Origin of the sequence: Rhizobium indicum, from assembly GCF_005862305.2 — a bacterium.
Lineage (GTDB): Bacteria > Pseudomonadota > Alphaproteobacteria > Rhizobiales > Rhizobiaceae > Rhizobium > Rhizobium indicum.
Genome location: NZ_CP054021.1, coordinates 3369014 through 3391384, shown reverse-complemented (window position 1 = coordinate 3391384; position 22371 = coordinate 3369014). Strand labels below are relative to the sequence as shown.

At 61.5% G+C, this 22371-nt stretch carries 20 protein-coding genes and 1 pseudogene; 9 read left to right on the top strand and 12 right to left on the bottom strand.

Going from position 1 to position 22371, the window contains the following annotated elements:
* Nucleotides 1-3: 3 nt before the first annotated feature.
* Together FFM53_RS16550 and FFM53_RS16545 are read right to left on the bottom strand one after the other, a co-directional pair.
* Nucleotides 4-405, bottom strand: a complete 402-nt coding sequence (locus tag FFM53_RS16550) for a hypothetical protein (RefSeq protein WP_138333318.1) — start codon at nucleotides 403-405, stop codon at nucleotides 4-6.
* A complete protein-coding gene (locus tag FFM53_RS16545; protein ID WP_003542921.1) occupies nucleotides 405-1658 on the bottom strand; it encodes a sarcosine oxidase subunit beta family protein in 1254 nt (417 codons plus the stop codon). The genes FFM53_RS16550 and FFM53_RS16545 overlap by 1 nt, the downstream gene beginning before the upstream one ends.
* 254 nt (nucleotides 1659-1912) lie before the next feature.
* Between FFM53_RS16545 and FFM53_RS16540 the strand changes: the two genes are divergently transcribed.
* Nucleotides 1913-2935, top strand: a complete 1023-nt coding sequence (locus FFM53_RS16540; protein WP_138333317.1) for a FecR family protein — start codon at nucleotides 1913-1915, stop codon at nucleotides 2933-2935.
* A 6-nt stretch (nucleotides 2936-2941) separates the two neighbouring features.
* Here the strand turns inward: FFM53_RS16540 and FFM53_RS16535 are convergent, their stop codons facing one another.
* Nucleotides 2942-5113, bottom strand: a complete 2172-nt coding sequence (locus tag FFM53_RS16535) for a CHASE2 domain-containing protein (RefSeq protein WP_138390577.1) — start codon at nucleotides 5111-5113, stop codon at nucleotides 2942-2944.
* 119 nt (nucleotides 5114-5232) lie between these two features.
* Between FFM53_RS16535 and FFM53_RS36355 the strand changes: the two are divergent.
* The 3 genes and pseudogenes from FFM53_RS36355 to FFM53_RS16525 all read left to right on the top strand — a co-directional run.
* A pseudogene (locus FFM53_RS36355) lies at nucleotides 5233-5497 on the top strand (adenylate/guanylate cyclase domain-containing protein); the annotation flags it as partial.
* Between the two features lie 176 nt (nucleotides 5498-5673).
* Nucleotides 5674-5889: a 30S ribosomal protein S21 gene (gene rpsU, locus FFM53_RS16530; RefSeq protein ID WP_003542939.1), complete on the top strand. Its 216-nt coding sequence runs from the start codon at nucleotides 5674-5676 to the stop codon at nucleotides 5887-5889.
* Between the two features lie 136 nt (nucleotides 5890-6025).
* Nucleotides 6026-6895 carry a tetratricopeptide repeat protein gene (locus tag FFM53_RS16525; RefSeq protein ID WP_138390578.1) on the top strand — a complete coding sequence of 290 codons (870 nt, stop codon included), beginning with the start codon at nucleotides 6026-6028 and terminating at the stop codon, nucleotides 6893-6895.
* A gap of 5 nt (nucleotides 6896-6900) precedes the next feature.
* On the opposite strand, the gene FFM53_RS16520 is transcribed toward FFM53_RS16525, so the two are convergent.
* Nucleotides 6901-7131, bottom strand: a complete 231-nt coding sequence (locus FFM53_RS16520; protein WP_138390579.1) for a hypothetical protein — start codon at nucleotides 7129-7131, stop codon at nucleotides 6901-6903.
* Between the two features lie 279 nt (nucleotides 7132-7410).
* Here FFM53_RS16520 and FFM53_RS16515 point away from each other — a divergent pair, with 279 nt between their 5' ends.
* Nucleotides 7411-9063 carry a sensor histidine kinase gene (locus tag FFM53_RS16515; protein WP_138390580.1) on the top strand — a complete coding sequence of 551 codons (1653 nt, stop codon included), beginning with the start codon at nucleotides 7411-7413 and terminating at the stop codon, nucleotides 9061-9063.
* Nucleotides 9064-9125: 62 nt separating this feature from the next.
* Complete coding sequence (locus FFM53_RS16510) at nucleotides 9126-9608, top strand: DUF992 domain-containing protein (RefSeq protein WP_138390581.1); 483 nt, start codon at nucleotides 9126-9128, stop codon at nucleotides 9606-9608.
* A gap of 86 nt (nucleotides 9609-9694) precedes the next feature.
* Here FFM53_RS16510 and FFM53_RS16505 read toward each other — a convergent pair whose 3' ends face one another.
* From FFM53_RS16505 to FFM53_RS16480, 6 genes are all read right to left on the bottom strand, one after another.
* Nucleotides 9695-11089: an NAD(P)(+) transhydrogenase (Re/Si-specific) subunit beta gene (locus FFM53_RS16505; RefSeq protein ID WP_138390582.1), complete on the bottom strand. Its 1395-nt coding sequence runs from the start codon at nucleotides 11087-11089 to the stop codon at nucleotides 9695-9697.
* Between the two features lie 7 nt (nucleotides 11090-11096).
* Nucleotides 11097-11495 (bottom strand): proton-translocating transhydrogenase family protein, encoded by a 399-nt coding sequence (locus tag FFM53_RS16500; protein ID WP_003542949.1) that lies wholly within the window; start codon nucleotides 11493-11495, stop codon nucleotides 11097-11099.
* A complete protein-coding gene (locus FFM53_RS16495; RefSeq protein ID WP_138390583.1) occupies nucleotides 11495-12643 on the bottom strand; it encodes a Re/Si-specific NAD(P)(+) transhydrogenase subunit alpha in 1149 nt (382 codons plus the stop codon). Before FFM53_RS16495 ends, FFM53_RS16500 begins: the two co-directional genes overlap by 1 nt.
* A gap of 155 nt (nucleotides 12644-12798) precedes the next feature.
* The gene (locus tag FFM53_RS16490) at nucleotides 12799-13023 is read right to left on the bottom strand and encodes an aa3-type cytochrome c oxidase subunit IV (RefSeq protein WP_003542954.1); all 225 of its coding nucleotides are present in this window, start codon (nucleotides 13021-13023) and stop codon (nucleotides 12799-12801) included.
* Between the two features lie 264 nt (nucleotides 13024-13287).
* Nucleotides 13288-14040, bottom strand: a complete 753-nt coding sequence (locus FFM53_RS16485; RefSeq protein ID WP_138390584.1) for an N-acyl amino acid synthase FeeM domain-containing protein — start codon at nucleotides 14038-14040, stop codon at nucleotides 13288-13290.
* Nucleotides 14041-14185: 145 nt separating this feature from the next.
* Nucleotides 14186-16489, bottom strand: coding sequence for a putative bifunctional diguanylate cyclase/phosphodiesterase (locus tag FFM53_RS16480; protein ID WP_138390585.1), 2304 nt, complete (start codon nucleotides 16487-16489; stop codon nucleotides 14186-14188).
* Between the two features lie 328 nt (nucleotides 16490-16817).
* Here FFM53_RS16480 and FFM53_RS16475 point away from each other — a divergent pair, with 328 nt between their 5' ends.
* Together FFM53_RS16475 and FFM53_RS16470 are read left to right on the top strand one after the other, a co-directional pair.
* Nucleotides 16818-17357, top strand: coding sequence for a TRAP transporter small permease subunit (locus tag FFM53_RS16475; RefSeq protein WP_029871859.1), 540 nt, complete (start codon nucleotides 16818-16820; stop codon nucleotides 17355-17357).
* Nucleotides 17358-17378: 21 nt separating this feature from the next.
* Nucleotides 17379-18872, top strand: a complete 1494-nt coding sequence (locus FFM53_RS16470) for a TRAP transporter large permease (RefSeq protein ID WP_011653546.1) — start codon at nucleotides 17379-17381, stop codon at nucleotides 18870-18872.
* A gap of 286 nt (nucleotides 18873-19158) precedes the next feature.
* On the opposite strand, the gene FFM53_RS16465 is transcribed toward FFM53_RS16470, so the two are convergent.
* Nucleotides 19159-20265, bottom strand: coding sequence for a TRAP transporter substrate-binding protein (locus tag FFM53_RS16465; RefSeq protein WP_018243590.1), 1107 nt, complete (start codon nucleotides 20263-20265; stop codon nucleotides 19159-19161).
* Between the two features lie 293 nt (nucleotides 20266-20558).
* Between FFM53_RS16465 and FFM53_RS16460 the strand changes: the two genes are divergently transcribed.
* Nucleotides 20559-21338, top strand: a complete 780-nt coding sequence (locus FFM53_RS16460; protein WP_138333306.1) for a gamma-glutamyl-gamma-aminobutyrate hydrolase family protein — start codon at nucleotides 20559-20561, stop codon at nucleotides 21336-21338.
* A gap of 64 nt (nucleotides 21339-21402) precedes the next feature.
* Here the strand turns inward: FFM53_RS16460 and FFM53_RS16455 are convergent, their stop codons facing one another.
* A complete protein-coding gene (locus FFM53_RS16455) occupies nucleotides 21403-22359 on the bottom strand; it encodes a 2-hydroxyacid dehydrogenase (RefSeq protein WP_138390586.1) in 957 nt (318 codons plus the stop codon).
* Nucleotides 22360-22371: the final 12 nt, after the last annotated feature.

Here is a 22371-nt window from a genome sequence, read left to right as displayed (position 1 = left end):
GTCTTAGAGTTCCGATCCGGAAACATTGGTTCCGGGAGGTTGATTGCAAAGGCGCTTTCCCATCGTCACATAGGGAACGAGGCGCTTGAGAAGCTGTTCGAAATTGTCGTAGGGCTCCAGCACACCGGTCATGCCGATATTCGCAAAAGCCATCATGGTGATATCGTTGTCGATCACGAAGGCACGTCCCGGCGTTCCGGCGACCTCGGGCACGAAATAGACGGCTGGTTGGCGCAGGACCATCGCGCAAAGCAGCGTGCCGCTCTCGGCAACGAAGGGCCATTCGCTTTCGCCGGCGGCCCTGTGGATCTTCTGCAGGCGGAAATCTCCGACGCCGGGAAAGACGTCACCGGCCGGCATTGCCGCGCCGCTGATCCCGATCGTCAGGAGAGCCGCCGTCCACATCAGTGCGCCACCGCCGCCGCCGCCGCCTCGTCGATCAGCCGGCCGCTGCGGAAGCGCTCCAGCGTCAGCCCGGCATTGAATTTGTGCGGCTCGTCGCGAGCAATCAGATGGGCGAAGAGATTGGCCGAGCCCGGCGTCGCCTTAAAGCCGCCGGTGCCCCAGCCGCAATTGACGTAAAGCCCGGGAACCGGCGTCTTCGACTGGATCGCCGAACGATCCGGCGTATTGTCGACGATGCCGCCCCATTGCCGCATCATCTTGACGCGGCGGAACATCGGGAAGAGCTCGCAGATGGCATCCAGCGTATGGGTGATGATCTGCAGCCCGCCCGTCTGGGAATAGGAATTGTATTGGTCGGTGCCGGCGCCGATGACGAGCTCTCCCTTGTCGGACTGGGAGATATAGGCATGCACCGTGTTCGACATGACGACGCAGGGAAAGATCGGCTTCAGCGGCTCGGAAACCAGCGCCTGCAGCGGGCTCGATTGCAGCGGCACGCGCACGCCGGCCATCTGCATGACTGTCGTCGTATGGCCGGCCGCCGACACGCCGACCTTCCTGGCGCCGATGAAGCCGCGCGAGGTCTCAACCCCGGTCACCCGTCCGTCCGGACCGCGCCGGATGCCGGTCACTTCGCAATTCTGGATGATGTGCACCCCGCGGTCTGAGGCCGCCCGTGCATAACCCCAGGCAACCGCGTCGTGCCTGGCCGTGCCGCCGCGCCGCTGCAGGGCTGCGCCGTTGATCGGGTAGCGCGCGCTGGCCGAGATATCGAGCGGCGGACAATAGGCCTTCGCCTGCTCCGGCGTCAGCCATTCATTGTCGATGCCGTAGAGCCGGTTGGCATGGATATGTCGTTTGAAGGACTGCTGGTCGTGAATATTGTGCGAGAGCATCATTACGCCGCGCGGCGAATACATCACATTGTAGTTGAGCTCCTGGGATAGCCCCTCCCAGAGCTTCATCGAATGCTCGTAGATGTGCATGCTCTCTTCGTAGAGATAGTTCGAGCGGATGATGGTGGTGTTGCGCCCGGTATTGCCGCCGCCGAGCCAGCCCTTCTCGATCACCGCCACATTGGTGATGCCGTGCTCCTTGGCGAGATAATAGGCGGCACCCAGCCCGTGGCCACCGGCGCCGATGATGACGACGTCATATTCGGCGCGCGGCTCAGGCGAAGTCCACTGCTTCTCCCAGCCCTTGTGGCCGCGAAGGGCCTCCCGTGCCACGGCAAAAACCGAATATTTCCGCATCCGCCTTCTTCTCCTTCGGGAAAGGGCCTGTTCTCCGCGCTCATACAAATCGCAAATCCAAATGCGGCACAACGGTTCTTTTGCGACGCACGAGAGCTTTGCTTTCGACACGCTGATGAGAATGCCCTTCCAGGCCGATGACCCAAGCGTCTGCATTTCCGCTTAGCCGCCGGCCCGGCCCTAACCCAAGAGGGTTAGAAGACAAGCAATTGCTAAAATGTTAACAATCGCCTGTTCCCGGGGGTACGTGTATCATGTGGGGTTGGCGCGCAGTATCGGTCGCGATGCTTTGCATCGCGTTAAACGGCGCATGGCCGGCGCTCGCCGCCGAGCCGGTCGGCCAGGCCGTCGTCATCAAGACACAGGTGACGGGACAGAGCGGGCCGATCGAGGTCGACACCCGCGTCCATCGCAACGAACGCATCAAGACATCGCAATCGGGGCTTGGCCAATTCGTGTTTCGTGACGGCACGAAGCTCGCGGTCGGCTGGGGTTCGTCGGTCGTGATCGACAAATATGTCTTCGATGATTCCCAATCGGTCAAGAAACTGACGATCAGGGCGGCAAAGGGCACATTCCGCTGGGTCAGCGGCAATTCCAATTCCTCGGCCTACCAGATCCTGACTCCCGCCGGCACGATCGGCGTGCGTGGCACCGCTTTCGATTTCTACGTCGGCCCGGATGGTACGACCGCCGTCGTGCTGCTGAATGGTGCTGCCCGTTTCTGCGGCCCGGGCGGCTGCCGGCAACTACAGCAACGCTGCGATTGCGTGGTGGCCAAGCCGAATGGCGATATGTCCGCGGCACGCCGGGTCGACCCCAGCATCCTCGCGACGCTCGGAAATCAGCGCGCCCTACCCTTCCTCTCCGGCAATCAGCGACTTGCGGGCGGCATCGGCATGCTCGGCGGCTGCAATATGGCCTCAGCCGCGCCGGAAAGAAAAGACAGGACGCGGCCTCCGCCGGCAGTTGCGCCTGCTCCGCAAAGGCAGGATCCGCCACAGAGACAGGCCGAGCCGCAAAAGGAGCGGCCGAACAAACCCGACAAGCCGCATCACGACAAGCCTCATCATGACAGGCCGCACCACGATAAGCCCCATCATGACAAGCCGGATAGGCCCGACAAGCATGATGGCCACGGCCGGCATGACAATGATGGCAAGCCCGGAAATCACGGTTTGGATCATCGGGGGCACGAGCGCCACCATGATCGAGATCGAGATCACGACAACGATCGGAACCGCGACAGGGGTCATAATTTCAATCGCGGTCGCTGAGCCCTGTCAATCTGCGGCGCTTTTTTCGACCTCCTCCGGCACCTCGCGGAAATGATCGGCTCTGCGGGATACGCGCTCGTAGAACTCAGCCAGACCGCCGATCACCTGCACAGCCCTGAGCTTTGCCGTACCGATAAGCTTTCGGCTATTCCTTGAGTGTGATTGCAGGGCCTGCATCAACTGATTGTGGACGACCTTGAGCGCGGCAAATTCCAGAGATGCTGCGACCCGCTCATCGCCGACAACGGCGAGGATCTGTGTCCGGCTGCTCTTCCCCTTTAGCGGGAGCGCGCCGGCCTCGATCAGCGCCATTCCCGGCACTGACCGTGCCGTGCTGTCGGAAATGAGGATATCGAAGCCGACCTCCTTGCAGGAGGACTCGATTCGAGCCGCAACGTTGACGGCATCTCCGACAGCCGAATAGTTGAAGCGGGTCTTGGCGCCCATATTGCCAACGCAGGCAAGGCCAGTATGAATGCCGATGCCGATGCTGACTTGCTGATCGGGCCCGAAGCCAAAGGCGTCGCCGGCGTTCAATTCGGCGAGTGTCTCGCGCATGGCAAGCGCTGCGCGAACAGCCTTAACTTCGTGATCCGCCACATCGACGGGCGCATTCCAGAATGCCATGATCGAGTCGCCGATGAACTTGTCGAGCGTGCCCTCATTCGCCACGACATGGCGGCTCAACGCATCGAGCAGCGTGTTCAGGAAAGCGACGACATCCGTCGGCGCCAGCCGCTCGCTCATTTCGGTGAAATTCCTGACATCGACGAACATCATCGTCAACTCGCGGTCGTCTCCGCCGAGACGCAATGCGTCGCGATTATGCTCGATACGGTGGAGCAGCGCTGGGGAAAGATAATGTCCGAAGGCGCGCCGCACCTCGCGTCGCTCTCGATCGATCACCAGGATCTTGAACGAGGTCGCGGCAAAATGGATGATCGATCCGCTGACGATCGGAGCCAGTGGATCGAAGAGAAGCCCTGCATAAAGAAACGAGAGCCAGGACGCCACCAGCGCCATGGCCGTGATCAGCAGCCCGCAGATCAGAGCGACGGCGGGGCTGACGAAGGTCGTCACCACGACGAGCAGGCAGCCGAGCACCGCGATCAGCAGGATTTCCAGCCCGTCGGCCCAGTCGGGCCGCGACAGGAAATGGCCGGAGAGGATCTGCTCCACCGCCTGCGCATGCAGCGAGACACCCGGAACATTCTCGCCAAGCGCGGTAACGCGGATGTCCTGCAAGCCGGCCGCCGATGTGCCGATGAAGACGATGCTGCCGTCGAGGGCGGCCGCGACCTCGGGAGAGGCCCCGTCGACCGCGAGCACCTGACGGGCGGATATGTACCGCTCGGCCCGGTCGGGGCTGACATAAAGCCAGAGTTCGCCCGCCGCCGTCAGCGGCACGACGAAATCCCCTATCTTTGCCGATGTCATGATGCCGGCGCGATCGGGCGCGCCCGATAGCACATAGGTCGACGCCCCCTGCGCCACGCGCAGAGCCTCGATCGCGAGATTCGGATAGAGCTGTTCACCGTCTGTCAGGAACAGCGGCACCGCCCGCACCACCGGCGAGGGATTGCCGGGGTTGAGGCTGATATGGCCGAGCCCCGCCGCATTGGCCTCCAATTGCGGTCTGAGCGGCGTCGAGGCGCCGAGATAAGGCGGAGCCGAGACAGGACTTTCGCCGGTGAAGGCGAAGCCCGCCTTGACGGGCGGCCGGTAGTTGCCCTCGTTGGAAAGGCCGAAGCCGAGCACGACGGGTTTTTCGGCAATCGAACGGGCGAATATCTCGTCGTTGTCGGGCAGTTTCTCGGCCAAGGAAGGATCCACACCGGCAACGTCGCGCACAACGTTGCGCGGCGACAGCCGGTCCGGCTCGGCGAAGAGGACATCGAAGGCAATGGCTGAGGCACCCATCTCCGAAAGCCTGTCCACCAGCAGAGCCATGCGGTCCCGCGGCCACGGCCACTGGCCGAATTCGCGCAACGACGTCTCGTCGATGTCGATCACGCGGACGGGCATCGGCTCGAAGGTCCTGGGAACCAGCCGCTGATACTCGTCGAAAGTCACGCCCCGGATCAGCTTGAAAATCCCGGGATCGCCTGCCCGGAGGATCGTCAGCATAGCCACGATCGCCAGGCCGATAACGACACCGATTTGCTGCACGCGCGTCATGATCTCACCGGCTGCCCCCCGACGGCCGACAGAACGGCCCGCACCTGCCGGCAGACAGGCTACGCCGCTTTCGGTTCAAACGCCATTCGCAGATGCATCAGGGACGCTGTCTTTTCAGCATCCTGAGCTACGAAACCTATGCGCTGGTGAACGAAATCGTCTACGCTCACCCCTTGCCGCCGATCACAATGAAGGGCATACAGCGCGAGATCGTGCCCTATGGTGGATGGGCTGACACTCGGTGCGGACCACAAGAGCCGCGTCCTCAGCGAGCACCTGGATATGAGCCGGGTTGAGTCTGCCGATCGCCTGAGGGTCAGGACGGCTCTCAAGGAGGCAATCGCCGCGCTGGATGAAGCCGCGCCCGAACCGGCCGGATCATGACTGGATCAGGCGAAGCGTGATTTTTCCGCCCGCCTTCCATATCCATCTGGACTTCCCGTACCCGATCTGCTATTTCGCATCACCAATCGCAAGGCTCCGGCCGCGCGGACGTTATTGTTTTGCCTCAGGCCGCTGCGCCGCCTCCGGCATCAACCAACCAAAGGAACGTGATTCTCGTGCAGGTACTTGTCCGCGATAACAATGTTGATCAGGCTCTCCGCGCTCTCAAGAAGAAGATGCAGCGCGAAGGCATTTTCCGCGAAATGAAGATGCGCGACTATTACGAGAAGCCGTCGCAGAAGCGTGCTCGCGAAAAGGCCGAGGCTGTTCGTCGTGTTCGCAAGCTGGCCCGCAAGCGCGCCCAGCGCGAAGGTCTGGTCGCAGCACGCTGAGCGTTTCCGTCGTTTTTTCGACGTTTTCAGATGCATTGTGGCGGGGGCGATCGGTTCGCCGCCGCCTTTTTTAGTTTGCCGCTGAGAGATCGCATATCCGCGCACCGGATATGCCGCATGGGGAAAGCGAGCCCGAATGGCTGTCAACACCTTTAATCCGTCCCGCGCTTTGCGCTTGCAGAAAACGGCATTCCTGCCCGCTTTGACGCTGGCGGCAATGTTTGGCCTCGCCGGCTGCGAGACGACCAATACCACGGATGCCGTAATCCGCATCGACAAGGCGCAGGGTTCGGAAGAGAACATCGCGTCGCTGACGGCGGTCATCAACGCCAATCCGAGGGATCCCGAAGGTTACAACGTCCGTGGTTCCGCCTATGGCCGCGCCGGCCAGTTCCGCCCGGCGCTGAATGATTTCAACACGGCATTGCAGATCAATCCGCGGTTTTTCCAGGCTTACGCCAACCGCGCTCTCGTCTATCGCAACATGGGCCAGCAGGCCCAGGCGATTTCCGATTACAATGCCGCCCTGCAGATCAATCCGAGCTACGACGTCGCCTATATCGGCCGCGGCAATGTCTATCGCATGGCCGGCCAGGATGATCAGGCTTTCAACGATTTCGACAAGGCGATCCAGCTCGGCACGACCGATGGCCGCGCCTACCACAATCGCGGCCTGATCTATCAGAAGCGCAATCAGCAGGATAAGGCGATCGACGATTTCTCGAAAGCGATCTCGCTCGCGCCGAATTCGGCCGAGCCCTATAATGGCCGCGGCATTTCCTATATCGCGCTGAACGACGACGACAACGCCTTTGCCGATTTCAACCATGCAATCGAGCTTAACGGCAACATCGCCGAATCCTGGGCCAACCAGGCGCTGGTCTACGAACGCCGCGGCGACAAGGCGAAGGCTGCCCGCTCCTATCGTCACGCGATCGGCCTCGATCCCAAGTACCAGCCGGCTCGTGACGGCCTTGCTCGCGTCGGCGTCGCCCCAGCCGGCTAAGGACATCATCGGGCGGCCCGAAGCATCGGGCGGCTCGCAACCGCCTCTTGCCGGTCGCGCCAACCATTGGGGCTGCGGCCAAGTCTCTGATGGTTTAAACGAATCTTCCGGCCGTTAGATATCATCGCGGTGAATCGTGCCTTGCCGGGCGGAGGAAACGACGCTGCCGCAAAGCCGGCCGTAATGCCTTGCAAAGCGAAGCCGAAAAAGCGTTCATCATCGTCGATGGCTGTCATAGTGTGTTGCAACCTGCTCCTGCTCCCCCTAACATGGACCTGCTTCGATAGCCCGCTATCGGATGTTCGAACACGTGTTGGGGGCGGTTTGCGAGAGATGCGGATCTTTGCTTTCCTGGCCGCAAGCGAAAACCGTTGCGGGCCACGCGCATTACAGCGCCGCGCGTCTTTTCTGAAGCGCGAAGGGCGCTGTCACATTTTGAATCCCTGCACAATTTCACCCTTAAATCGTTTCGATTCAAGCGATTTTGCAGTGGCGCCTGCCATGTGGGTCGGCAGATGAAGCTGGTTGCGCTGTTCTTTCCCAAGGCTTCGATCGGCACCTACCTCGTCGCCATGGCGGTGGCAATCGCACTGCCGATCTTCGCCTTTGTGACGCTGCTTCTGCTGCAGCTGGAGGACAACCAGCGCTCGACGCTGAGGCGCGAAACGGCTCAGGATGCTCTCGCCCTTTCGCGCATCATCGACCGCCAGCTCCAGGATATGGCAACGACGCTACGGCTGCTTTCGAGTTCACCGGAGCTGGAAAACGGCAATCTCGCCTCCTTCCACGAGCGCACCGAAACGGCCCTCAGAGACAATACGCTTTTCGTCATCGCCGTTGACCACACCGGCCAGCAGCTCCTGAACACGCGCCGTGCGTTCGGCACACCGCTCGGCAAGACGGCGAACATCCCCGCCCTCGAGGCGGTCATGGCGTCCGGTCGCATCGAAGCCTCCGACGTCTTTCGCGGCCGGACCAGCGGCGAATGGGTCTATAACGTCACCCTGCCGCGGAAGAATGAGCCCGTCGCAGCCCTCATCATCACGCAAAACGCGAAGGATCTGGGCAAGCTCGTGACCACCGAGGGTCTTGCCTCCGGCTGGTCGGCCGCCGTCATCGATGAAAGCGGCCACGTCGTCGCGGCCACCGGCCCCGCCAATCTCGAACCCGGCACGCCATTCGATCCGCGCATTCTGCCGGCACTCATCGCGTCCCGCGGTGTCTTCCAGGACGAGACGATCCTGCCGCACATGCTCCTCGGTTATGCCCAGATCCCCGGCTGGTCCTGGAAGACGGTGATCTGGGGACCGATCGCCCAGGCTTCGATCCTCAGCACCTGGCGTTTCCTCATCATCGGCGGCGTGGCACTGGTGCTCGTCGCCGTGCTGGGTGCCTATGCCGTCGCAAGACAGGTGCGCACCACCATCCGCGATATCGCCGACATGGCGAACCGCATGGGCGAAGGCCATATCGTCTCGCCGGTCGAGACCAGCGTCATCGAGGCCAACCAGGTGGCGATTGCCCTTTCGAATGCCTCTTTCGATCGCAGCGAGACCGAGGACCGGCTCCGTTTCGTCATGCACGAGCTTGTCCACCGCACCAAAAACCTTCTGACGCTTGCCCAGGCAATGATGCGCCAGCTCGCCAAGCAGTCCGACAGCGTCGAGACCTTCCGCGCCGCCGTCTCCGACCGCCTCGAAGGATTGGTGCGTTCGATCGAGCTCCTGACCAGCGAACAATGGGGAGGCGTGTCGCTGCGGCGGGTCGTCGACATCCATTTGCACGCCTTCCCGCAATCGCGCGAGCAGATCGACATCAGCGGCGAAGACTTCGTGCTGAAGCCGGATGCCGTGCAGAATCTCGGCCTCGCCTTGCACGAACTCGCCACCAATTCGGTGAAATACGGTGCGCTCTCCGTACCGCAAGGCCGTGTCCGCTTCGAATGGCGCGATGTCAGCGAGGAAGACAAGCCGGATGCCCTGCTCCGCTTCACCTGGGAAGAACGCGGCGGCCCGCCGGTCACCGAGCCGTCGCGCTCGGGCTTCGGCACGACCGTTATCAAGGCTCATGCCGCCTCCGCCTTCCGCGGCACGGTTGAGATCGATTTCCGGCCGGAAGGCCTGTTATGGGTGCTGACGGCGCAGCGCGCCACGCTGGAGCGGGAATAAAAGCCTCGGAACAATCGCTACCTCCACCCGTTTCGGACAGGTCATTCCAAAGGAGAAAGACCATGTTCAAGCAAACGATGATCGCAGCCGCGGCACTGACAGCCGCTGCCTGGGCGAGCCCGGCGGGCGCGGAAAATTATGTCACGCTTGGCCGTCTGGTTTGTGGATCGGATGGCGGCCAGGGTCTGATCGTCACCTCGCAGAAGAACCTTATCTGCACCTACACGTCGGCGGCCGGCGGCGCCAAGGCAGTCTATGCCGGCAAAATCGAGAAATTCGGCCTCGATATCGGCCAGACCGGCAAGAGCGTCATGATCTGGCAGGTGCTGGCAAAGACCGGCACGGATATCCCGCAATTCGCCCTTGCCGGCGAATATTACGGGATCGGCGCCGATGCGAGCATCGGTGCAGGCGCCGGCGCCAAGATCATCGCCGGCGGCACCGACAAGGCCTTCATGCTGCAGCCATTGAACGTCCAGGCTCAGGAAGGCCTGAACCTGGCGATCGGCGTCGAAAAGATGACACTCGTGCCGGGAGAGACCTGACAAAAAGCGGCCGGCCAGAAGGCAGACAGCAGTGGCGTGCCGCATAAATCAAACAGCCGCCCGAAGGGCGGCTGCATTGGCGTAGATCAATGCGCGAGCGCCTTGTTGATATCCTCGGTCATCTTCTTCGCGTCACCCAGCAGCATCATCGTGCCGTCCTTGTAGAACAGCGTATTGTCGATGCCGGCATAACCCGAGCCGAGCGAGCGCTTGACGAAGAGGCAGGTCTTTGCCCGGTCGACGTCGAGGATCGGCATGCCGTAGATCGGCGAGGTCTTGTCGTCGCGCGCCGCCGGATTGGTGACGTCGTTTGCACCGATGACATAGGCAACGTCGGCCTGGGCGAATTCCGAGTTGATGTCCTCGAGCTCGAAAACCTCGTCGTAGGGAACATTCGCCTCGGCGAGCAACACGTTCATGTGGCCGGGCATGCGGCCTGCGACCGGGTGGATTGCATATTTCACCTCGACGCCGTTCTTTTTGAGATTATCGGCGAGCTCGCGCAGCGCATGCTGGGCCTGGGCGACCGCCATGCCGTATCCCGGCACGATGATGACCTTCGATGCATTGGCCATCAGATAGGCCGCATCCTCGGCCGAGCCGAGCTTGACCGCCCTGTCTGATGTATCCGGTCCGCCGGACGCCGTCTCACCGCCGAAACCGCCGAGGATGACGGAGACGAAGGAACGATTCATGCCCTTGCACATGATGTAGGAGAGGATCGCGCCGGAGGAGCCGACGAGCGCGCCCGTAATGATCAGCGCCAGATTGCCGAGCGTGAAGCCGATGCCGGCCGCGGCCCAGCCCGAATAGGAGTTCAGCATCGACACGACGACCGGCATATCGGCCCCGCCGATCGGCACGATCAGCAGAACGCCGAGCGCCAGCGACAGCGCGACGACGGCCCAGAAGTCGAAATGGCTCTCGGTGGCGGCAAGCCCGATGATGAAGAGCACGATCAGCACCAGCAGGCTCGCATTGATCACATGCCGGTAGGGCAGCAGGATCGGCTTGCCGGACATGCGTCCATCGAGTTTCAGGAAGGCGATGATCGAGCCGGTGAAGGTCAGCGCCCCGATCGCCACGCCGAGCGCCATCTCGACGCGCGCCTCGGTGTGGATCTGGCCGATCTCGCCAATGCCGAAGGAAGCAGGCGTATAGAGCGCGGAGGCTGCGACCAGCACGGCGGCGAGGCCGACCAGCGAATGGAAACCGGCGACGAGCTGCGGCATCGAGGTCATGGGGATGGTGCGGGCGACATAGGCGCCGACGCTGCCGCCGATGGCAAGGCCAAGGACGATCAGCACGAAACCGCCGAAGTCAGGGGTTGCCAGCACCAGCGTCGTCAGGATCGCGATCCCCATGCCGATCATGCCGTAGAGATTGCCCTTGCGGCTGGTGGCCGGATGCGACAGGCCGCGCAGCGCCAGGATGAAGAGCACGCCGGAGACGAGGTAGAGGAAGGCTGCGATATTGGTCATCAGTCCCTCACCGGTCCTTCTTGCGGTACATCGAAAGCATCCGCTGCGTGACGAGGAAACCGCCGAAGATGTTCACCGAGACGAGCACCAGGGCGACGAAGCCGAAGCCGGTGGCAAGCCCGCTGGTCGAGATGCCGACCGCCAGAAGCGCGCCGACGACGATGACGGAGGAGATCGCATTGGTGACGGCCATCAGCGGCGTATGCAGCGCCGGCGTCACCGACCACACGACGTAATAGCCGACGAAGATCGACAATACGAAGATCGCGAGCTGGAAGACGAAGGGATCGATCGCCCCGCCGGTCGCAGCACTTGCCGCTTCCGGTGCCTGGGCCGCCGCCGTGATGACGGCGGTCACCGCCTGGTCGAGCTGCTCCAGCGCTCTGTCCATTGCTTCACTGGCCATCACATGTCTCCCTTCTTCGCGCCGCCGAAGGCGGGATGAACGACATCGCCGGCATAGGTCAGCATCGTCGCCTTGACGAGTTCGTCGTCGAGATTGACGACGACGCTCCGGGTTTCCTTGTTGACCATGGTCTCGAGGAAGGTCACGAGGTTCTTGGCGTAGAGCGCCGAGGCACTGGCCGAAACCCGGCCCGGCATGTTGGCGAAACCGATCACACTGACGCCTTCGACATCGGCGATCTCGCCGGGGACGACGCCCTCGATATTGCCGCCGCGCTCGACCGCGAGGTCGACGGCGACCGCACCTGATTTCATCGAGGCGAGCATGGCGCGCGAAACGAGGCGCGGCGCCGCACGACCGGGGATCAGCGCGGTGGTGATGACGATATCCTGCTTGGCGATGTGTTCGGCAACCAGAACCGCCTGTTTCGCCCGATAGTCGGCGGACATTTCCTTGGCATAACCGCCGGCCGTTTCCGCCGCCTTGAACTCTTCATCCTCGACGGCGATGAACTTGGCGCCAAGCGAAGCGACCTGTTCCTTGGCGGCAGGGCGAACGTCGGTGGCCGAGACCGCCGCGCCGAGGCGGCGCGCGGTCGCGATCGCCTGAAGACCGGCGACACCGGCGCCCATGACGAAGACCTTGGCAGCCGGCACGGTGCCGGCTGCCGTCATCATCATCGGCATGGCGCGGTCATAAACCGCCGCTGCCTCGATGACGGCTTGGTAACCGGCGAGATTGGCCTGGGACGACAGCACGTCCATGGACTGGGCGCGGGTAATGCGCGGCATCAGTTCCATCGCGAAAGCCGAAAGCCCGGCACTTGCCAGTGCCGCGATCGCTTCGTCATTGCCGTAGGGATCCATGATGGCGATGATCACGGCGCCGCTTTTATAGCCGGAGATTTCCGATCCGCTGGGACGGCGCACCTTCAGCACCACGTCGGCCGAGGCTGCATCCGCAAAACTGCCGATCCTGGCACCGGCGGCCTCGAACTCCCCGTCGGGAATGCGCGAAGCCGCACCGGCATCGGCTTCGACGACGACGTCGAAGCCGAAACTCTTCATCTTCTTCACGGTCTCAGCGGAGGCGGCGACGCGCGTCTCCTCGCCCGTGTTTTCCCTTGCAACGAAAACGATATTGCCCAACTGCCCCCTCCTCCGGGTCAGCCAGACCGCCGCAGGCTTCCCTGCGCAGGCCAAGCACCTCATTCAAAAAGCTTCGGAGAAGCTCTCCTCCCCTCAAAGCGCCGTGCGTCCTTTCGGACGCACAAAGGACGCTCTGACCCTCTGAATCTACGCGATCAGCGGAGCAGGAAGATGCCGGCAGCGAGTAGAATGATGAAGACGAAGAGACCGCCGAGAAGGCCGGCGCCGCCGAAGAAACCGGCGGTCATAGCAAGCAGGAGGACGATGAGAAGCATCGAGCCGTATTTCGCGCTGGCGATGAACATGTCGTAGGTCTTTTCATGTTCTTTGTAATCCATCGGCGCGCCGGTCTCGACCGGTCCGGTATGATGTTCGGCCATAAATATCGTCTCCCTGAAATGCCTCTGCGCTGCCTAATTTCCCTCTAGGCGAGGGAAATCCCTACGTGCAGGGATTACACAATGACAGGCGAAAGCGCAATGCATGAGAATGCCGCAGGCGCGCCTCGCAGCGACCTCATCCGGACGAGAAGACGACCTCAACGGTCGGATGAAAGGAGATCCGGCGACAGATGCGGTTTTCGCCTGTCGTCCACCCCTCATCTGCCCTGACGGCATCGCCTCTCTATCGCGGAGAAAGGGAAATCACAGCGGCAGATCGGTGCCAAGTTCGCCTGGCGGCACGAAACGCGCCGTCGGAATGATGGTGAGCGGCGGCAGCGTGTCGTTGGGATTGCGCGAAAACATCATGCGCTGCTCGCTGGCGCTGGAGATGAAGAAAGGATAGCGCGTCAACAGCTTGCGCCCGACCTCGATCACGTTCGTCGCCATCAGCGTCACGTCAACCCCGTAACTCTCCGCCAGCCGGCCGGGCACGATGGTATCGGCATAGAAGACCCGCTTGTAGAAGGCGGCATGCGGGGGCCGGACGGACTGAATAACGCGGTCCGCCCGGAAATACGCTGCCGCAACGATGGCGGGTCTCAGCGTCAGATAGGGAACCCATGGCATGTCGGCGGTGAACTCCGGATCGGCCGCGAAACGCGCCGGGTCGATCAAGGTCAGCCCGGCGTCCAAAAGCTCATCCATCGCCTCGGGAAAGGCCTCTCCGGACCGGCTGATACGATGCTCCGGCGTCACATAATGAATTCGGATCGTACTGACCAGTTCGCCATAATAGTACAGACCGAAGATATAGGCATGGCTGTCGAAATCGACATCATCCAATAGCCCTTCCGGGGCAAGCGACAGCGCGCCGTGGGCCCTGTAGGCCTTGTAGCGCAGCCGCTCCACTTCCTCCATGTCTTCGCCGCTTTCGACGCGGCGATACTCTACATTATCCAGAATTTCCAGGATTTTCCTGCTGAAATCGCCACGCGTAAAAAGTGTGTCTGACATTCTCTCGATCCGCTCGTTAACGGATCATTAATCATATACCGGCGGCATATAGGCAAGAAAATCTAAGAATTTGCGTTGGATTTAAATTATTAAGGTTAACGGGGCGCAAGATTTTCGGCTGGATAACCAGTCACTTGCAGGCGGCTCAGGCGACCTTGTTGCGACGGCGCTGGACGGTGCGGCGGCCGATGCCCTCTTGTAGCAGCGTGATGTTCTGGGAAGGCACCGGCCGCGAGAAAACGTAACCCTGCACGAGATCGGCGCTGCGGTGCTTGTTGAGCAGCGCCAGCTGCTCCTCGGTCTCAACGCCCTCGATGACAATCTTCAGGCCCAGTTCGCGGGCGAGATTGACTGTGCCGCGCAAGAGCTTGAGGCGGCGCGCATCCTCGACGATGTTGCGCACGAAGGACCGGTCGATCTTGACGATATCAAGCGGCAGCGTGTCGAGATAGCTGAGGCTGGAGAAACCGGTGCCGAAATCGTCGATGGCAATGGTGATGCCGCGGGACCTGAGCTCCGCCAGGATGGCGCGCACCGCCGCCGGCTCGTCGATCAGGCAGCTCTCGGTGACTTCGAGATGCAGTCGTGCCGCGGCGAGGCCGGAATGGGCAAGCGCCTCGGCAACCACCGAAAGGATGTCGGCATCGCGCAGATCCCGCGCCGAAAGGTTGACCGAAACGGCGATATGTTCCGGCCAGTTCATGCATTCGCTGCACGCCTTGAACAGCACGAAGCGGGTGATGTCGGAGATGATGCCCATATCTTCGGCGAGCCGGATGAAGACATCGGGGGGGATCGAGCCCCTCTCCGGATGCACCCAGCGCGCCAAGGCCTCGGCACATTCGATCCGCGAGCCGTCGGCCCGGAACATCGGCTGGAAGACGAGATGCAGCGCCTGCGCCGAGACCGCGTCGCGCAGATCCGCCTTCAGCTTCTGTTGCTCGATATAGCGGCCGTCCATCTCCCGCTCGAATCCTGAGATGCCGCCCTTGAAGCGCGACTTGCTTTCGAACAGAGCAAGATCCGCCTTGACGCTCCATTCGTCCATCGCGAACGCGTCGCTTTCGAGAATCGCGTAGCCGGCGCTGAGCGAAACGAGAAAAGTCACTTCGTCGACCTCGTAGTTACCTTGAATCGCGGCATGAACGCGGCGGATTTCGCGGTCGAGCGAGACCTGCTCCTTCGCACGCGGGAAGAACAGAATGAACTGATCGCCCATCAGCCGGCCGAGGATGGCATTACCGGAAGCCTGCTTGATGCGGGCGGCGATAGCGCAGAGCAGATGGTCGCCGGTCACATGGCCGCGCATGTCGTTGACATGTTTGAACTCGTCGATATCGAGCACCATGAAGCCGAGCGGCCCGTTCTTCTTCGGATACTTGGCAAAATACTCCTGCACCAACTGGCCGAAATATTGCCGGTTGGGCAGGCCGGTCAGCGCGTCGAAGCGCACCATGTGCAGGATCTTCTGCTCCGCCTTCACCCGGCTTGACACGTCCTCGAAGATCAGCACGGCGCCGCCGTCGGCCCTGCGGCTGGCGGAGAATTCGAGCGACAGGCTCTCGGGAAAATGAATGAGCGTGCGCGACAGGCTGCCCTCGGCGACCTGGGTGAGCTGGCGCAGGATGAGCTCCGGCTGCGAGGCATCCATGAAGCTGTAGCGCGCGCCGTAGCGCAGCACGGCGCCGAGGTCGCGGTCCTTCAGCCGCTCCGGCGCACCGATCTTCAGAAGCTCGCAGGCCTTGCGATTGACCACCTGGATGCGGTTTTCGGCATCGACCATGACGAGGCCGTGCGGCATGTTGTTGAGCGCCGTATCGAAACGGTCGGCAATGATGGTGATTTCCCGGCGCGCAATGACGTTCTCATAGAGAAAATCGCGCACGCCGTTTGCCATGGCCCGCGTCGTCAGCCAGAAAGGAATGAGGAGGATCGACAACACGCCGCGATAGAAATCTAGCACCAGCAGGCTGCAGACGATCATCGGCAGGCAGCAGAAGAACGTCTGGAGGTCGACTGCGAAGCGCGAACCGTAATTGCGGCCTACGACGGAAACCATGGTTGCCATGGTGACGGAAATGCAGGCAAGCTCCGCAAAGGAATCGCGCACGACGAAGATGGCGTAGCCGCTGGCGATGCCGAGGAGCGCCGTGGTGCAGGCTCCACTGGCAACGAGAACCCGCTCCCACCGTTCGATTCCGGCGTGCGACAGGCTCTGCTTGTCGACACGATCGAACTGCCGGAAGACGGCCATGCGAGCGCCGAAGACCAGAAGGAAGGCGACCGACAGCAGGATGTAGATGGAGTATTGTGTCTTGGCAGCCACGGCAAGGCACGTCGCAACATGTACAATCACGCCAACAAGAAGCGTCATGCGATTCCCGGAGAGGGAACTCACAAACGACAGATACACATCTATTGGGACCCTGTTCGGGTTATCTGGCTTCATCCACACTTTCCCTGTGCGCGGGAATTCTAAGCCCAACCCTTTAAAAATTGATTTCAATGGAATCAAACATTTGGTCAAATTTTCTAAAACCATAGGGTGAACTGCACAGCCTACGCGAGTTAATGCAGCCTACCGGCGAGATTACTGAAATAATTTATCCACGCCTGGGTTGTTGAAATATTTGACGGCCCTACGGCGAGGCCGATGCGTCTAAGACTATACTCCAACGCGAGGCATTTATCCTTCCAATTTCAAAGGCCGTGGTCTACATCGATTGCAAGTGGGAAAACTGCCGGAAAACCGGCGGGACAAGAACAAGGGGAGGCGAATGTCGGTACTTCTGGCCGCAAGCCGGCTGATCGATTCGATCAGTCAGTTCATGGGCAAACTTTCCGAATATATGGTGCTGTTCTGCTGCCTGATCAGCGCCGGTAACGCCATCGTCCGTTATGCCTTCAACTACAGTTCGAACGGCTGGCTGGAGATCCAGTGGTATCTCTTCGCCTTCGTCGTCATGCTCGGCGCCTCGCATGCGCTGCGCAACAATGAGCATGTTCGCGTCGATCTGATCTATGGTTCTGTTTCCGACAGGGCGAAGATCTGGATCGACATCGTCGGCCTCATCGTCTTCCTCCTTCCCGCGTGCGTCTATCTCACCTGGCTGTGCTGGCCCTTCTTCGCGCTCTCCTATCATCAGGGGGAAATATCGGGCAATGCCGGTGGGTTGATCCGCTGGCCCGTCAAGTTGATCCTCGTTGCCGGCTTCGCGTTGCTCTCCCTTCAGGGCCTCTCGGAACTGGTCAAGCGGATCGCAGCGCTCACCGGCTATATCAGCATCGATACGAAATACGAAAAGCCGCTGCAGTAACGCGGGCTGGGAGACACGGATTTGTTTGATTTCGGCATCATCCCGCCGGCCATGTTCCTGGGCATGATCATCTTCATGCTCTACGGCTTTCCGGTCGCCTTTTCGCTCGCCGCCGTCGGTTTGTTTTTCGCCATCATCGGCATCGTCACCGGTCATTTCGGCGAGGTCTTCCTGCAGGCTCTGCCGCTGCGCTTCTTCGGCATCCTTTCCAACGACCTCCTGCTCGCCATTCCCTTCTTCACCTTCATGGGCGCGGTGCTGGAGCGCTGCGGCCTGGCCGAGGACCTGCTCGAAGGCACCGGCAAGCTCTTCGGTGGCATACCCGGCGGCCTTGCCTATGCCGTCATCCTCGTCGGCGCCGTACTCGGCGCGATTACCGGCACGGTGGCCGCCTCCGTCATCACCATGGGGATGATCTCGCTGCCGATCATGCTGCGCTACGGCTACAATCCGCGCCTTGCCACCGGCGTCATCGCCGCCTCGGGCACGATCACGCAGGTGATCCCGCCCTCGCTCGTGCTCGTCGTTCTCGCCGATCAGCTCGGCAGGTCGGTCGGTGACATGTATCTCGGCGCGATCGGCCCCTCGATCCTGCAGGTGACGATCTTCGTGCTCTTCATCCTGGTCATGTCGATTATCCGGCCGAAATCGATGCCGCCGCTGCCAAAAGAGGTGCGAGGCGATTTCAACTGGGCTCTGCTCGCGAAGGTGCTGATGGGCATGGTCCCCTCGATCGTGCTGATCTTCCTGGTGCTCGGCACGATCTTCATGGGTCTTGCAACGCCGACGGAAGCAGGCGCGCTCGGCGTCGTCGGCGCCATTGTACTTGCCGCCATGAATCGCCGCCTCACCTGGCCGCTGATCCGCGAAGCCATGTCATCGACCACGCACATCACATCCATGGTGGTGATGATCCTGATCGGCTCCACCTGTTTCAGCCTGGTCTTCCAGGGCATGGACGGCTCGCGCTGGATCGAGCACATGCTGTCGGGCATTCCGGGCGGCCCGGTCGGTTTCCTGATCTTCGTCAACATCTTCATCTTCGTGCTCGCCTTCTTCCTCGATTTCTTCGAGATCGCCTTCATCGTCATCCCGATGCTCGCCCCCGTCGCCTCCAGTCTCGGCATCGACCTGATCTGGTTCGGCGTCCTGATCTGCGTGAACATGCAGACGAGCTTCATGCATCCGCCCTTCGGCTTCGCACTCTTCTACCTGCGCTCGATCGCCAGCAAGGACGTCAAGACCTCGGATATTTACATGGGGGCTCTCCCCTGGGTCGGTATGCAGCTGATCCTGGTGGCGATCGTGATCTTCTGGCCGCAATCGGTCACCTATTGGCTGGATCACGGCCCGAAGGTCGACCCGAACTCGATCAAGATCGAAGTCCCGGGCTTCGGCGGCCAGCTCGGCCTGCCGCCGCTGGGCGGCGGCGGCAATGGCTCACCGCAGATCCCAGGCCTGACCCTGCCGCCGCTGAACGGCCTGCCGGGAGCACCGCCGCCACCGGCCAAATAGAGCCTTTCCGGGTTAGATTGCAGCATTCTGCCGGAGCAGGTTTTCGTCAGGGCAGAGGCGATTGGCGACGGGCATACCCCTTGGTACGTCCGAGCCGATCGCCTTTGCTCTGGCGGAAAGATGCCCGGCCCTTCGGGTTGGCTGAAACGGGCCGGTCGACCATCCGACTGCGTTTGAGCCAACAGAATGCTTCAATCTAACCCGGAAAGGCTCTAGTCCAGCAAAAGCAAAACCCCGGATGGAGATCCGGGGTTTTGTTATTGCGCACGCGTCGACGGCGGAAAGCTTAGAGCTTTCCGGCCCGCTGCTGGATCATCATGAACGTATCGAAGGTGTATTCCGACAGCTGCATCCAGAGATAGGCGTCCCGCTTGAAGGCGGTCTGGTCGTCGTAGATCTTCTTGAAATACTGGTTCGTGCCCGAGATTTCACTGTAGATGCCCGTCGCTGCCTGGAAGCAGGCTTCCATGATCTCCTGGCTGAAAGGGCGCAACGTCGCGCCCTCCGCGACGAGTTGCTTCAGCGCGGTTGGGTTCTTCGTGTCGTACTTCGCCAGCATGTTGGTGTTGGCGAAGGCGCAGGCGTCGGTCAGCGCTGCCTGATAATGCTTGGGCAGGCTGCTCCACTTTTCGAGATTGAAGAACCCATGCACCGTCGGGCCACCTTCCCACCAGCCCGGATAATAGTAGTACTTCGCCACCTTGTGGAAGCCGAGCTTCAGGTCGTCATAGGGACCGACGAATTCCGCCGCATCGATCGTGCCTTTTTCCAACGCCGGATAGATGTCGCCGCCGGCGATCTGCTGCGGGATAACGCCGACCTTCTCCATGACGCGGCCGGCAAGGCCGGCAATGCGCATCTTGACGCCCTTGAGGTCATCGAGCGTATTGATTTCCTTGCGGAACCAGCCGCCCATCTGCGCACCGGTATTGCCGGCCGGCAGGGCATACATGCCCTGCGTGGCATAAAACTCGTTCATCAGCTTATTGCCGTTGCCTTCATAGTACCAGGCATTGGTCAGACGGCTGTTCAGCCCGAACGGAATGGCCGTTCCGATGGCATAAGTCGGGTCCTTGCCGACGAAATAATAGGAGGTGGTATGGGCTGCCTCGACCGTGCCGGCGGCAACGGCATCGACGGCCTGCAGGCCCGGCACGATTTCACCGGCCGCGAAAGGCTGGATCGTGAAATTGCCGTCCGTCGCGGCGGCGACATGCTTGGCGATATCCTCGGCTCCGCCATAGATCGTATCCAAGCTCTTCGGAAACGACGACGTCATGCGCCACGCGATCTTCGGATTCTCCTGCGCGATCGCAGGCGCTGCCAATGCCGTTGCGGCAACCGCACCGGCGCTGGCGGTTCCCGCCTTCTTGAAAAACGAACGACGATCCATCAAAAACCTCCCATATAGATGACACTGCGCGGCCGATCTCACCCCTACCCGCAGCAAGGGCAAACCTAAGCATGGCGCAAGCCGCGATTCAAGCTTTAGTCTATTAGCCTTTGGCATCAAGACGGCAATAAGGCAACGCGCACGTATCTATCAGAATCAGCGGCTTAGCCGTAAGCCGGGAAGGCAGGGTGCCGCTTCCCTCGCAATTTTGCCACCTGATACAGCCAAGCGTTGACTTGACGGCCGTTCAGGCGGAAGAAACGACGAGCACAAAGATTTTGACTGGGGCTGATATGACGAAACCGATCGTTGCCATTCCTGCCGATATCCGTAGCTTCGACGGCGCGACCTGGCATGCCGTGCAGCATCAATATCTGCGCGCCGCATTGAACGCATCCGGTGTCATGGCCTTCATCATCCCCGCTTTCGAGGAGGGCTACGATACCGATGCGATCCTCGACCGCGTCGACGGTCTGCTGGTCTCCGGCTCGGCCAGCAATGTTCATCCCTCGCTCTACGGTACCGAGGCGAATGACAAGGACGGCCCGTTCGACCCCGCCCGTGACGCCACCAGCCTGCCGCTCATCCGCCGCGCCATCGACCGCGCCATCCCGCTGCTTGCCATCTGCCGCGGCATCCAGGAGCTGAACGTCGCCCTCGGCGGCTCGCTGGCAAGCGAGATCCAGGAGCAACCCGGCATCTGGGACCACCGCCGGCCAGAAGGCGTCGACCGGGACGGCATGTACGCCATTCGCCAGACCGTCCATGTCAAGGAAGGCTCCTGCATTGCAGGCATTCTCGGTCCGGGCGAGATCCGCGTGAATTCCCTGCATCGCCAGGCAATCGCCAGAACCGCCCCACGCCTACAGGTGGAAGCCATCGCCGAAGACGGCACGGTGGAGGCCGTTTCCGTTATCGACGCCAAGGCCTTCGCCGTCGGCGTGCAATGGCATCCCGAATATTGGGCTGAAACCGACAAGTCTTCGAACCAGCTGTTCGCCGCTTTTGGCGACGCCGTCCGCAGCTATGCCGCGGCCAAGCTGCCGGTCATGTCAGTGCAGGCGATCGCCTGAAGGCGCGGCGTCGGCGAAGCGCCATATCCGTTACTTGGCAAGCATCGTCCGCCGTGCCAACCACCTAAGCCTTCTGTGGCGTCTCCGGCACCGGCGTCAGCGCCGCACCCTTCTCGAACCAGGCAATGAGATTGTCGGCGACGAGATCGGCCATTGCATTGCGTGTCGGCACGGACGCGGAGGCGACGTGCGGTAGCAGCACGGCATTGGTCGGTTCCAGCAGGTCGGCCGGCACGGTCGGCTCTTCATAGAAGACGTCCAGACCGGCAGCGCCGAGCGCGCCGGAAGCAAGCGCGGCACTCAGCGCCTCCTCGTCCACCGTCCAGCCGCGGCCGACATTGACGAGAATGCCGTCAGGGCCGAGTGCTGCCAGAATATCGGCATCGATCGTCTTGTGCGTCTGCGGCGTCTTCGGAACGATGGCGATCAGCGTATCCACCGCGTCCGCCAGCCCCTTCAACGTCGGGTGATAATCATAGGGCACATCGGCATGACGCGAACGCGTGTGATAACTGATCTTGACCTTGAACGGCTCTAGCCGCTTGGCGATTTCGAGGCCGATGCGGCCGAGGCCGTAAAGCCCGACATGGCGGCCCTTGAGCGAGAAACGTGACAGCGGATAGGCCGTGCCCGGCTTCCAGTTGCCGGCACGCAGCCATGCTTCGGCCCGCGGCAACTCGCGCACCGTGTTCAGCAGCAAGCCGATCGCCGTGTCGGCGACCTCATCGTTCAGCACATCAGGCGTATTGGTGACGACAATGCCTTTTTCGGCGGCATGTTTCACATCGACGCCGTCATAACCGACCCCGAAATTGGCGATCACTTCGGCATGCGGCAGCTGGTCCATCCAGGCGCCCGGGAAGGAACCGGATACGGCGACGCCGCGGATGCGGCCGGCAATCTCGCCGTCGAGCGCAAGCTTCTCCTCGCGCGGGACGGCGATAATCTCAAAACGATCCTTCAACCTTTCGAGAACACGCTCGTGTATCTTCCCAGGAACGAGAATGGCGATGCGGGACATGGCTTTTCCTCT